A 13,028-nucleotide genomic window follows, 5' to 3' on the forward strand; every position below is an offset into this window, starting at 1 on the left:
ACCATCGAAAGAAACAGGCGCGCCGGATAAACGCCGCATAAAGACGGGCCCGTCGCGTCACTCTTCGCGGTTGCGCGACTCGCCGCCGCCTTTCGCGAGCCGCCAGGCAATCGTGCCGAGCACGCCGACCGCGACGACCAGCGCGCCCCACAGCACGTAGCGGCGCGTCGCGTCCGTATCGGCAGCCGGCCCCGGCGCGCCCGCCGAAACCGGCAGCGCAGCACCGACGCGCGCGGGCCGCACTTCGGGCGCCATGCCGACCAGCAGCGCGTCGCGGCTCACGGCCGACGACACGAGCGTCGCGTCGCCGACGCCGAGCGTAAACGGCGGCGTACCGCGCGCGACGAAGGTCAGCGCGGCCGGATGCCAGCCGATCGCGACCGCCGGCTGCCCGGTGCCGAATCCGCCGTTGCGCGTGTCGACGACGATCCGCCACGCGCGATCCGTATTCGCCGCGAACTCGAGCGGCGGATTGCGCTGCTCGCCTGCCTTGCCCTGCAGCCGGAACAGCACGGCGCCCGCGACGTCGCGCCACGGCGCCTGCGCGTCGGCGCGGCTTTGCAGCGTCGCACGCGCGACGGTGTTCGGCTGAGGCAGGTCGATGCGCACGCGGTCGACCGGATACGCGCCGTCGGTGTCGAACAGATACTCGCCGGGCGTACCGCCGGCTCGCACGCGCGCGGCGTCGCGCCATTGGCGCGGCACGGATGCGGTGTCCGTCCCGCGCGCGTCGCGCGGATGCGTCTCGACGTCGATCGACGCAATCGCGGGCGCGCCGTCGAGCCAGTCCAGCCGCAGGTAGCGCGGCGCCGCACCTTCGAGCGCGATGCGCTCCTGCATCAGCATGTCGTCGCCGCGGCCGACCTTCAGCAACTGCGTGCTGCCGAGCGAGCGCCAGCTGCGCAGGTCGTCGCTGGCGTCGACGGCGACACGCCCCTGGTAGGTGTCGTCGCCCACGTGCACGAGCAGCGCGTCGATGTCGCCGTCCGCACGCGACAGGTCGACGAGATCCGCGCCGCGCTTTGCCGGCGACGGCGTGGCGACGGCCGCGCGCAGCGAGCCGTCCGGGCCGACCGTCACGCCGAGCGGCGCGTTGCCGTTATCGGCGCGCACCGGCGGCAGCGGAAACCAGTGCACCGGCGTGCGCGACGGAGGCACGGCGGGCGTGGCCGCCGCGGGCGCGTCGAGCGAATACGGAACCGGCTCGCCCGCGCCGTTGAAGACGCGCACGTCGCCGAGATCGTCGCGCCGGCTGGCCGCATACACGGGCTGCGGCACGGTGAGCTGGTAATACGCGGCGCTGCCGTCGAGGTCGAGCGAGAAGCGCTGCGCGACGCGCCCGGCGCCCGGCGTGCCGTCGGCGGCCGCGAACGACGCGAGCAGGCTCAGTCCGAGCAGGGCTGCGAGTCGTTTCATTGCGGGTCGTCCTGGTGGACCGCGGCCTTCGGCGGCAGCGGCGAGAAATAGCCGATCAACAGCAGCAGCACGCCGATGCCGATGAACGACACGATGCGCTCGATGCCGGTCACGTGCGACAGGTCGAACAGGAACAGCTTGACGACCGTGAGCGCGAGCAGCGCGGCGCCGACGAACCACAGCGGCCTCAGCCCGCGGCGCGTGGCCCAGATCGTTGTCGCGAGCGCGCAGACCGTCCAGTACACGGACACCGACGCCTGCACGAGCGTCGATTCGGCCATCGCGCCGAATTCGTACGGCACGCCGGCCCAGTGATGCAGCGTGCGCAGCAAGATCGCGTTCAGCCACAGGAACGCAGTCGCACCGGCCGCGCCCAGCAGTTCGACGCGATACTTCCCGAACGACCAGCCGAGCTTGCGCGCGCGCACGAACCACGACGCGGCGAGCGCATAGACGACCGCGAGCACGAGATCGAGCGGATTGAAGAGCGGCACGCGCGCCCAGCTTCCGCCGTCCTGCGTGAAGTTCGCGTAGAAGGTCCACACCCACATCACGACGATCAGCGGCAGCGACGCGAGCGCACACGCGCGGGCGATCCCGTCGCGACGCGTCAGCCACATCCCGGCGAACGCGAACAGGCTCCAGCCGACCATGAACACCTGCTGGATGCCGAACGACGACAGCGCGGTGTCGATGCCGTAGACCATGTGGAAGCGCTGATGCAGCGTGCGCAGCATCAGCGCGTTGAACCACAGGAATACGGTTGCGATCGCAACATAGTCGACGACGCGCGGATGCCATGCGATGCCGAGCGTCTTCAGGCGGCGCAGCCACGCGGCGAACGCGACGAAGACGAGGAACTGCGCGATGTCGAGCGGATTGAGCAGCGGCAGCCAGAAGAGCGGCGATGCGTCGCCGTCGCTCGTCACGCTGGCGATGCTCCACAGCCACAGCAGCGCGGCGAGCGGCGCCGCACCCCATACCTGGTAAGCGCGCGGGAACGCCGCGACGGGCCAGCGCAGGCGCGAGCCGGGGCCCGATACGAGCAGGAGCAGCGCACCGAAACCATACGCCCACGCGCTCCAGCTCCATGCGCCTTCGGGCACGAATGCGCGCAGGCGCCAGAACCCTTCGAGCGACAGCAGCCCGCACAGCGTCCAGAACATCAGCGAATGCAGCGGTGCGATCACGCCTGCGGCGATGGATTGGCCGATGCCGGGCGCGGCACCCTGCGCGGCATCGGCGCTTGCCGGTCCGCGCGACTGGCGCCACAGCAGCGCAAGACCCGCGCCGACGGCGACGGGCCACGCGAACGCGCCGAGGCCCGACAGCGGCGCTTCGTACGCATCGAACGCGCGCAACGCGAGCAGCGCCAGCACCGGCGTCAGCGCGAGTGCGGGCCATTCGGCGAGCGGCCATGCGAGCCGGCGGCGCGCGACGTGCGCGAGCCACGCGGTGCCGGCCGCGAACAGCGCGGTTGCGTCGACGACGAAGCGGTCGGCATGCAGGTCGACGTGACGGCTCGCGTAGACGAGGATCTCGTGCAGCCCGCCGCTCACCCACCACAGCAGCCCCCACGCCGCGGCCGCGGCGCCGATCTCGGGCATCCACGCGTGCCACGCGCGCGCTTCGTCGCGCCCGTGCAGCCACCAGCCGGTGAACAGGCCGGCGAGTGCGATCAGCAGCATCGCGATATACGGGCTGTTGAGCACGGGCAGCGCGGTTGTGTCGGCCGGCCCGAGCAGGCTCGTGAAGAACGCGCCGGCCGCGGCGACCTGCATCAGCAGGCCGAAGCCGAATGGCAGCAGGCGCTTCTGGCGCACCCCGAGCCACACGATGGCCGCGCCTTCGATCGCCCATGCGGCGCTGGTTGTCGGGCCCGAGAACGCGAGCGGCACCGCGAGCGTCGCGAAGATCACCGCGAGCGCGAGCATCGCTTCGAACAGCAGCGCGAGGCGATCGCGGCGCCGCGCGAGCCACGCTGCGACCGCGACGTAGAACGCCGACAGCGCGACGGCGCTCCACGCGAGCCCGAACGGCATGCCCTTCACGAGCGACGCCTGCAGCGCGGTCGCGACGATCGGCGTGCCGAACACGAGCGTGCCGTCGACGTAATGCCGTAGCGCGAGCTCGCGTTTCACCGCATACAGCAGCGCGATGCCGACATACATCAGGAAGAACAGGATGAGGAACGGCTCGGTGCTCGCGAACAGCGCGGGGCGGTAGGCCGTCACGCCCCACGCCGAACCGATCGTGAACGTGAACACGAAGCCGAGCAGGTTCAGCGGGCGCCATGCCTTGAACCACGCAATCGCGAAGATGCCCGCGTTCAGCAGCGCGTAGTAGCTGAACAGCGCGACATGGTTGCCCTGGCCGGTCGACAGCAGCACCGGCGCGAGAAAGCCGCCCGCGCTGCCCATGAACGCGAGCGGCAGCGCGTTCTGCTTCACCGCGAGGAACGCACTCAGCGCGCAGACCGCGATCATCAGCGGGAACGCGGCGCCGACGGGCAGCAGTGCATAAAGCTTGATCGCGGCGAAGATCGTCAGGTACAGGATGCCGACGCCGCCGCCTTGCAGCACGAGGCCGTACGCGGCGCGGCGCGCACGCACGCGCCAGCCGATCGCGAGCAGCGCGGCCGCGGCGAGCGCGGTGCCCGCGAGGCGGAATTCGATCGGCAGCATGTTGTTGTCGGCCGCGTACTTGAGCAGGAACGCGACGCCGAAGAACAGCACGATGATCCCGACGCGCACGACCGTGTTGCCGCCGAGCAGCCAGTCGCGCGCGGCGCTGAACGCACGCTCGGCGATGCCGGGTTCGCGCGGCGCGGGCGGGGCAGGATGGGCGAGTGTGGCCGGTGCGTTCATCGCGGTGTTGGCGGCAGCGGGAACGGTGGCGGGTGCTGCGGGTGCAGGAGCCGGCACCGACGTTGATACCGGCGTGCCCGCGCGCGCGGCGGCCGCGATTGCGGGTTGCGCAGGTGATGTCGATGGCGTTGCCGAAGCAGGGGGCGACTGCGGAGCCGACAGGGCGCCGGCCGCAGTGGACGAAGGCGTTTGCGCGGCGCTGCCGGCAGCGACCGCACCGGCTTTCGCGCCGGCGAGCTGGCCGCGCAGCGAATCGAGTTCGCGCGTGAGCGTTTCGACGGTTGCTTCGAGGCGCGCGACGCGATCCGCGAGCGGCGCGGGCGTGGGGGGCGGCGTCGCGGGCATCGCGAATGCGTCGGGCGTGGCGCTGTTGTTCGTGAGTTTGCGCTGCCGCAGCGCATGACCGATGCAGAACCCGACGACGGCGCCGAGCAGCGAGCCGTTCGCGGCCGAGAAATCCCCGATCAATGCGGCGATGCCGCCTACAATGAAACCGATTACGGCGAATGCCCAGTTCAACGCCTTACTCCCTCTCGTATCGTTATCGTCCTTCGATCGCGGCTCGCACCGGATCGAGGCGGGTTCAGCACGGCCGGCAGGCGAACCGGCAAGTGCGCGCCGTTGGCGGACCGTCGTGCGCAAGGCGCGCGGCAACGGCGCGATCGGCGTGTTTGCAGGCAATGTATCACAGCGGTCATGCGGGATTTTCTGGGTTGCGGGCGGGCCGCGATGCATGGCTGATTCCCGTTCATGGCGATCGCGCGGCGCGGCCTTTTTTGTACGGTCATGCTTTTTGCGGAGGGCCGACAGGCGCGGCGAGACGGGCGCTCGACGTGCATTGATCAGACGACATTCGCGACACCGGCTGATCGGACGCGGAATTGTCGCAAAACGACGCGCGCCCGATGCGAGTTGGCGCAAAACATCATGCGATGCGCGCCGCGCTGCTGCGCACAAGTCCCGCGTGCGACGCCCGTCGTTATTGGGTGTGCGCGTATTGCGCTGCCGCAATCGGATGTCGCCGCGTGCCGCGGCCCGCCAGGCGGGGCTGGAGGCCGTGTCGTATTTGCGCAAGCGTTTGTCGTAATTCGTCGGCAGGTCGGGGTTTTTTCTGGCAACTATGTAGGCACGTTGAGTGACACGCGTGAGTCCCCGCTACACGAGGAGAAGGTTTCGATGGATGCCCCCAAGGTCGTAGTCGAAGGTCTGTGCAAGGTATTTGGAAGTAACCCCCAGCAGGCGCTCGACATGCTCGCCGCCGGTGCGACGAAGGATGACGTGCTCAAGCGCACCGGCCAGGTCGTCGGCGTGCACAACGTCTCCTTCGATGTGCAGGAAGGCGAAATTTTCGTGCTGATGGGCCTGTCCGGCTCCGGCAAATCCACGCTGATCCGCCTCGTGAACCGCCTCGTCGACCCGAGCGCGGGCAAAGTGATGATCGACGGGCTCGACGTTGCGTCGGCGCGCCGCTCGGCGCTCACCGCGCTGCGCCGCAAGGACATGAGCATGGTGTTCCAGTCGTTCGCGCTGATGCCGCATCGCACCGTGGTGTCGAACGCCGCGTTCGGCCTCGAGGTCGGGGGTGTCGGGAAGAAGGAACGCGAACGGCGCGCGATGGAGGTGCTCGAGCAGGTTGGCCTCGCACCGTTTTCGCACAAGCTGCCGTCCGAGCTGTCGGGCGGCATGCAGCAACGCGTCGGCCTCGCCCGCGCGCTGGCCGTGAACCCGTCGCTGATGATCATGGACGAGGCGTTCTCCGCGCTCGATCCGCTGAAGCGCAGGGAAATGCAGGACGTGCTGCTGCAGCTCCAGAAGGAGCAGCGCCGCACGATCATGTTCGTGTCGCACGATCTCGAGGAAGCGCTGCGCATCGGCAACCGCATCGCGATCATGGAAGGCGGCCGGCTCGTGCAGGTCGGTACGCCGCAGGACATCATCGCGAACCCGGCCGACGACTACGTGCGCGCGTTCTTCGACGGCATCGACACGAGCCGCTACCTCACTGCCGGCGACCTGATGCAGACGGGTGCCGTGCCGACCATGTCGAAGTGCGATGCCGCGAACGTCGCGGCGACGCTGAACGGCAGCGCCGAATACGCGTTCGTGCTCGACGCCCAACGCAAGATCCGCGGCTTCGTCACGCGCGATGCGATCGGTCAGGACACGCCGTCCGTGCGGCCGGTCGAGAGCATCCGGCGCGATGCGTCGCTCGAACATGTCGTCGCGCGCGTGGTCGCGAGCCCGAATGCACTGCCCGTCGTCGACGACGACGGCTGCTACTGCGGTTCGGTCGATCGTGCGCTCATCCTGAAGGCCATCACGCGTTCGCGAGGTTCCCATGTCTGAAATGATTCCGCTCGGTACCTGGGTCGACCAGTCCGTTCATTACCTGCTCGACCACGATGCGAAGACGTTCGACGCGATCGGTCAAGCGATCGAGGGTCTCGCGGCATTCGTCGAACACGGCCTGCAGGCGATTCCGATGTGGCTGATGATGGCGATCTTCATCGGCGTCGGGCTGTGGCGGGTGGGCTGGCGTTTCGCGCTGTTCACCACCGCGTCGCTCCTGCTGATCTTCGCGACCGGCTTCTGGGATCAGACGGTCATCACGCTCGGCCTCACGCTGTCGTCGACGATCATCAGCCTCGTGCTCGGCATCCCGCTCGGCATCTGGGCCGCGAAGAGCAAGTGGGTCGCCGCGACCGTGCGCCCGATCCTCGACCTGATGCAGACGATGCCGGCCTTCGTCTACCTGATTCCGGCCGCGATGCTGTTCGGTCTCGGCCGCGTGCCGGGGATCCTGTCGACGGTGATCTTCGCGATGCCGCCGGCCGTGCGCCTGACGAGCCTCGGTATCCGTCACGTGAACCGCGAGATCGTCGAAGCCGGCCAGGCATTCGGCTGCACGCCGTGGCAACTGCTGTACAAGGTGCAGTTCCCGAACGCGCTGCCGTCGATCATGCAGGGCGTAAACCAGACGATCATGATGGCGCTGTCGATGGTGATCATCGCGTCGATGGTCGGCGCGGGCGGTCTCGGCAACGACGTGCTCGCGAGTATCCAGCGCCTCGACATCGGCCTCGGTTTCGAAAGCGGTCTGTCGGTCGTGCTGCTCGCGATCATTCTCGACCGCATCACCGAAAGCTTCGGCCGCGCGCCGGGCACCGTGAAGGCGCCGCTGTTCTCGGGCCTCAAGCAGCTCTTTCGTATGAAGGCGGCGCCCGTACAGGCCTGACCGTCCGGCGGCCGGCTCGACTTCCGGCCGCCTTCCCTGAATCGAAAACGGCTTCCGCGGCATTTGCCGCGGGGCTGGCCCCCTGCAACCTCCTCGCCAGGAGACCGATGTGACGTCCGCCGTCGCTGTTGCGCCCGCCGCCTGCGTTTCACCGGTTTCGTCCCTCGCCCATTTCGGCTTCCTGACGCTGCCGAACTTCTCGATGATCGCGTTCTCGAGCGCCGTCGAAGTGCTTCGGATGGCGAACTACGTCGGGCGCGCCGACCACTACCAGTGGTCGATCTACTCGCTCGACGGCGCCCCCGCGCATGCCAGCAACGGCATTGCGGTGCGGCCCACGCAGGCGCTCGACTACACGAACCTGCCCGACGTGATGATCGTGTGCGGCGGGATCCGCATTCGCGACGTGGTCGACGAGGGCGCGCGCGATACGCTCGCGGCGCTCGCCGAACGCGGGCTGCCGCTCGGCGGCATCTGTACGGGCGCGTACGCGCTGATGTCGAGCGGGCTGCTCGACGGCTATCGCTGCACCGTGCACTGGGAGAACCTGTCCGCGCTGCATGCCGAGTTTCCGCAGGTCGGCTTCGCCGACGAGCTGTTCGTCGTCGACCGCGACCGGCTGACCTGCACGGGCGGCACCGCGCCGCTCGACCTGATGCTGAACCTGGTCGGCATGCGATTCGGCCAGCAGCTTGCCGCGCAGGTGTCGGAGCAGTTCATCCTGGAACGCATCCGCAGCTCGACCGATACGCAGCCGATTCCCGTCGATGCGCGCGTCGGCTTCTCGCGTGCCGAGCTGATCGAGGTCGTGCGGCTGATGGAGGCCAACATCGAGGAGCCGCTGTCGCTGGAGGAACTCGCGCGGCTCGTGCGGCTGTCGCAGCGGCACCTGCAGCGGATGTTCAAGGTGTACCTGAACGTGTCGCCGACCCACTATTACCTGACGATGCGCCTGAAACGCGCACGCGACCTGCTGCGCACGACCGATGCGTCGATCGCACGCGTGACGACGGTCTGCGGGTTTCATTCGCCGTGTCATTTCAGCAAGGCATACCGCGCGCAGTTCGGCCATGCGCCGAGCTACGAGCGCAGGTTGCCGGGGCGCTGACGGTTTGTACGGTCCGCGACGCCGCCGGGATCACGGCGCGCGGTTTCAATAAGAGATCCCGCATTCATGCAAACGACATCACTTTGAGGAGAAGAAAGATGAAGCGCCTATTGATCGCAGCGGTGTGCGGGATCGGGATAACCGCGCCGATGTCGGCCGTTTATGCAGCCGATCCGCCCGTATGCAAGAACGTGCGCTTCGCGGATGTCGGCTGGTCAGACATCGCGGCGACCACGGGCCTCGCATCGACGATGCTGCAGGGGCTCGGCTACAGCCCGACGAAGACGATCGCGTCGGTGCCGATCACGTTCGCGGGGATCAAGAGCAAGCAGATCGACGTGTTCCTCGGCTACTGGTCGCCGACGATGGACCCGATCATCCAGCCGTTCACGAAGGCCGGCACGATCAAGGTGCTGTCGACGCCGAACCTGACCGGCGCGAAATACACGCTCGCGGTGCCCGACTACGTGTACCAGGGCGGCCTGAAGTCGTTCGCGGACATCCAGAAGTTCGCCGACAAGCTGAACGGCAAGATCTACGGGATCGAGCCGGGCAACGACGGCAACCTGCTGATCAAGAAGATGATCGACGGCAACCAGTTCGGCCTCGGCAAGTTCAAGATGGTCGAGTCGAGCGAGGCCGGGATGCTGGTCGAGGTGAACCGTGCGATCCGCGACAAGCAGTGGATCGTGTTCCTCGGCTGGGAACCGCATCCGATGAACGTGAAGATGAAGATCGACTACCTGAGCGGCGGCGACGACGTGTTCGGCCCGAACTACGGCGAAGCGAAGGTGCTGACGGCGACGCCGCCCGACTATTCGCAGCGCTGCCCGAACGTCGCGAAGTTCGTGTCGAACCTGCAGTTCACGACGACGATCGAGAACCATGTGATGCTGCCGATCATGAACAAGGAAGACCCGAACAAGGCGGCGGCCGAGTGGCTGAAGGCGAACCCGCAGGCGCTCGACAAGTGGCTGGCCGGCGTGACGACCCTCGACGGCAAGCCGGGGCTGCCGGCCGTGAAGGCGTATCTCGGCGTGCATTGAGCGTCGACGTAGCTGGCGCGCCCGCTGAAAGCGGCGCGCCGGCGTGATGAAGCGCGGCCCTCCCGCATCGTGCGGGCGGGCCGCGATGTTTTTGGGGAGGGCGGGTCGACGGGCGAAGTGCCGGGCTGTGCAGGAACAACGGTCACAACCCCTTCGTCGCCGCCGGCACGTCGAACACGCGATCGAACGCCCACTGGAACACGAACGCGTAGCAGAAGAAGAACGCGAACAGCCCGATATCGACGACGAACGCGTCGAACCACGAGATGTCGAGCCACCACGACACGACGGGCACGAGCATGAAGATCAGCCCGCCTTCGAATCCGGTGGCGTGCAGGATCCGCCGCCCGAGCGTACGCGTCGGCTGCCGGCGCGACGCTTCCCAGCGCTCGAACAGCGCGTTGAAGATCATGTTCCACAGCAGCGCGATCGCCGACATCGTCGCCGACAGCGCACCCGAATAGACGAGGTCCTGCTTGAAAATCGCCGCGATCACGGGCGAGATGCAGGAGATGGCGATCGCTTCGTAGAGCACCGCCTGCGTGATCCTGCGCGGTAGGCCTTGCACGTTGTTTCTCCGGTTCGACCGCAACCGCCGCGGCACCGTGCCGCGACGTCCCGCAAGGCTATTCGCGTTGCGCGCCCGCTTCAATTCACCTAATCTCACCCCGATTGAATCGAATTCAACCCGGCCGCATCCGGCCCGCGAGGCCCCGTGTTCTCGAAAATTCCCCTGACCGCATTGCGTGTATTCGAGTCGTCGGCGCGGCTCGGCACGTTCAAGGCCGCCGCGGACGAGTTGTCCGTGACGCCGGCCGCCGTGTCGCACCAGATCAAGTCGCTCGAAAGCCGGCTCGGCGTGCTGCTGTTCGAGCGCGGCGCGAGCGGCGTGCGGCCCACGGAGGAGGGCGAGCGACTGTTTCGAACGAGCCACGATGCGTTGCTTGCACTGAGCCGCGGGCTCGACGCGGTGCGGCCCGAAGCGGCCGACGAGCGCACGCTCGTACTGACCACCACGCCCGCATTTGCCGCGATGTGGCTGATTCCGCGTCTCGGCCGGTTCCGGCAGGTCGATCCGCGATTGAACATCAAGGTCGAAACCGGCAACGCGCTTGCCGATCTCGAACGCGACGCGCGAATCGATCTCGCGATCCGCGCGACGTCGCGCACGTTCCCGGCGCTGCACGAGATTGCGTTGATCGACGAGTATTTCGGCGCGTATGCGGCCGCCGGGTTCGATGCGCATCGTTCGGACGAGCGGCTCGATTTGATCGAGACCGTGTGGGATACGCCGCTCCCGGTGTCGATCGACTGGGCGTCGTGGTGTCGCGCGGCCAATCGCGAGGCGTGGCTCGAACGCGCGGTGTTCCGGCATTACGACGACGAGCAGTACGCATTGCAGGCCGTATTGCACGGGCAGGGCGTCGCGTTGTTGAGTTCGGTGCTGGTTGCCGAGCACGTCGAGCGTGGCGCGCTGATGCCGATCGAGCCGTCGGTGCGGCTCGATGGTGCGCGCTTCGTCGCGCTGTGTCGCCCCGGGCGGGAACGCGAGCCGCAGGTCAGGCGGTTTCTCGACTGGCTCGAAACGGAAATTGCGCAGACGCGTGCGGCGGTGGCGGGGATGACGCCGGGCGATCGCCGCGCGGATGAGCACGTTGAGGAGAGATCCGGCGAGTGAGCGGGAACCCGACCATATCGGGTTCCGGTTGCCCGCGGTACGCCGTTACCCGAACCTGACGCAATACACCGGCGGCAAATGCGCCGACACCATCTGCCAGTTTTCGCCGCCATCGCCGGACGTCCATAACCCGCCGGTCGTCGACGCCATCGCGAGGCGCGTGCCGGAATCGTCCACCGCGAGCCCGTGCCGATACACGAGGTCGTACGCCGGCGCGGCCGGCAATCCGTTCGACAAGCTTTCGAAACTGCGGCCGCCGTCGCGCGTGCGCGTGACGACGAACTGGCCGTTCACCGGAATCCGGCACGCATCCTTCACGGCCGGCACGAACCACGCGGTGTCCGGTTCGTCCGGATGCACGGCGACCGCGAAGCCGAAGCTCGAGGGCTGCGCCTCGATGCGCCGCCAGTGCTCGGCGCCGTCGGTCGAGCGGAAGATCGCGCAGTGATGCTGCGTCCACAGCACGTCCGGGTTGGCCGCGCACTGCACGACGCGGTGCGGGTCCTGCGCGTTGGGCTCGCCGCGCCGCTCGGGCGGCATGTAGTCGGCTTCCATGCCGTCCGCGGTCACGCGCCAGGTCGCGCCGCCGTCGCCGGTCTGCCAGACGCCGCCGCACGAGATGCCGACCGTCACGTGCCGGCTGTCGCGCGGATCGACCATCACCGAATGGATGCCCGGCGCGTCGTATCCGCCGCCGCCCCACTCGGCGCGTTCCGGGCGATCCCACAGCGGGCGGTTGAGCACCCACGAGTCGCCGTAATCGCCGGAGCGGAACAGCCCGCCGGGAATCGTGCCGGCCCACAGTACGCCCGGCTCGTCGGCGCCGCCGGTTTCGAGCGACCAGATCTGCTGAAGCGTCCACGGCGGCTGCGGCGGGCTGGGAGGCTCGTCGTCCGCGTCGCCCGTGCCTGCATGCGCGCTGGCGCCGGCGGGCGGTTCGTCGGCAGGCTGCGGCGGATAGACGGGGACGGCGCATTCTTCCCAGTCGGCGGCGCCCGCCCGCCTGCGGTGCAGCTTCACGCCGAAATGACCGAGGTTGAGCGCGGCGTACAGCGTTCCGTCGCGCGGGTCGGCGAGCGCCATGCTGACCGGCTCGCCAGCGAAATGCGGTTCGCCGAGCGTCCAGCCGCCGTTGCCGTCGGGCTGCAGAACGAACAGGCCCTTGCGGGTGGCGACGAGCAATCGATCGTTCATGTGCGATGTCTCCTGATGGCCTGACTGTGCGTTCTGGCCTTGGGTCGGGACCTATGCATAAGTCCCCTTATCCGCCGGTCAGCGCCTGCACGACATAAACCCGGCTGGCGTCGCCGAGCGCATCGGACAGGCGCTGCCGGTCGCGTATCGGCTGGCCGTCGATGAATACGGAGAGATGTTTTCGCAGCGCGCCCTGGTCGTCGACGATGTAGCCGCGCAGTCGCGGCTGCTCGCTGAAAACGGTGTCGAATGCTTCGCCGAGCGTGTGTGCGTCGATTTCGCGTTCGGGTGTTTCGACGTGCCGCTGGATCGAAGCGGCGAAGAAGATATGCGCCATGGCGGTGGCTGGCAGGAGCCGCGCGAAGGGGACGGTCTGTAGTTTAGGCGATCCGTCGGGAGCCGGAAGACGAAGTCGCGTCGCCCCGATGCGCGTGACCGAACCGCGTCGGCCGCGTCACGCCGGTGGACCCGGCGTGTCCGGGTC

Annotated in this window: 9 protein-coding genes and 1 pseudogene; 5 read left to right on the top strand and 5 right to left on the bottom strand. The window is 68.2% G+C overall.

Features of this window, described 5'->3' with window-relative positions:
* Positions 1-57 precede the first annotated feature (57 nt).
* Together ABD05_RS23565 and ABD05_RS23570 are read right to left on the bottom strand one after the other, a co-directional pair.
* Entirely contained in the window at positions 58-1,416 is a 1,359-nt protein-coding gene (locus tag ABD05_RS23565; protein WP_047902456.1) for a DUF3999 domain-containing protein, read from the bottom strand.
* Positions 1,413-4,802 carry a DUF2339 domain-containing protein gene (locus tag ABD05_RS23570; protein WP_047902457.1) on the bottom strand — a complete coding sequence of 1,130 codons (3,390 nt, stop codon included), beginning with the start codon at positions 4,800-4,802 and terminating at the stop codon, positions 1,413-1,415. The genes ABD05_RS23565 and ABD05_RS23570 overlap by 4 nt, the downstream gene beginning before the upstream one ends.
* A 52-nt stretch (positions 4,803-4,854) precedes the next feature.
* Here ABD05_RS23570 and ABD05_RS23575 point away from each other — a divergent pair.
* From ABD05_RS23575 to ABD05_RS23590, 4 genes and pseudogenes are all read left to right on the top strand, one after another.
* Positions 4,855-6,629 (top strand): annotated as a pseudogene (locus ABD05_RS23575) (quaternary amine ABC transporter ATP-binding protein).
* A complete protein-coding gene (gene choW, locus ABD05_RS23580; RefSeq protein WP_047902459.1) occupies positions 6,622-7,518 on the top strand; it encodes a choline ABC transporter permease subunit in 897 nt (298 codons plus the stop codon). The pseudogene ABD05_RS23575 and the gene choW overlap by 8 nt, the downstream one beginning before the upstream one ends.
* Positions 7,519-7,627: 109 nt before the next feature.
* Positions 7,628-8,626 carry a GlxA family transcriptional regulator gene (locus ABD05_RS23585; protein ID WP_047902460.1) on the top strand — a complete coding sequence of 333 codons (999 nt, stop codon included), beginning with the start codon at positions 7,628-7,630 and terminating at the stop codon, positions 8,624-8,626.
* A gap of 98 nt (positions 8,627-8,724) precedes the next feature.
* Positions 8,725-9,672, top strand: a complete 948-nt coding sequence (locus tag ABD05_RS23590) for a choline ABC transporter substrate-binding protein (RefSeq protein ID WP_047902461.1) — start codon at positions 8,725-8,727, stop codon at positions 9,670-9,672.
* Between the two features lie 142 nt (positions 9,673-9,814).
* On the opposite strand, the gene ABD05_RS23595 is transcribed toward ABD05_RS23590, so the two are convergent.
* Positions 9,815-10,240 carry a PACE efflux transporter gene (locus ABD05_RS23595; protein WP_047903755.1) on the bottom strand — a complete coding sequence of 142 codons (426 nt, stop codon included), beginning with the start codon at positions 10,238-10,240 and terminating at the stop codon, positions 9,815-9,817.
* Between the two features lie 147 nt (positions 10,241-10,387).
* Here ABD05_RS23595 and ABD05_RS23600 point away from each other — a divergent pair, with 147 nt between their 5' ends.
* Positions 10,388-11,350: a LysR substrate-binding domain-containing protein gene (locus tag ABD05_RS23600; RefSeq protein WP_047902462.1), complete on the top strand. Its 963-nt coding sequence runs from the start codon at positions 10,388-10,390 to the stop codon at positions 11,348-11,350.
* Between the two features lie 45 nt (positions 11,351-11,395).
* Here ABD05_RS23600 and ABD05_RS23605 read toward each other — a convergent pair whose 3' ends face one another.
* The gene (locus ABD05_RS23605) at positions 11,396-12,544 is read right to left on the bottom strand and encodes a WD40/YVTN/BNR-like repeat-containing protein (RefSeq protein WP_047902463.1); all 1,149 of its coding nucleotides are present in this window, start codon (positions 12,542-12,544) and stop codon (positions 11,396-11,398) included.
* A 67-nt stretch (positions 12,545-12,611) separates the two neighbouring features.
* A complete protein-coding gene (locus tag ABD05_RS23610) occupies positions 12,612-12,881 on the bottom strand; it encodes a MoaD/ThiS family protein (protein WP_047902464.1) in 270 nt (89 codons plus the stop codon).
* Positions 12,882-13,028: the final 147 nt, after the last annotated feature.

The sequence above is a fragment of the Burkholderia pyrrocinia genome (assembly GCF_001028665.1).
GTDB lineage: Bacteria > Pseudomonadota > Gammaproteobacteria > Burkholderiales > Burkholderiaceae > Burkholderia > Burkholderia pyrrocinia.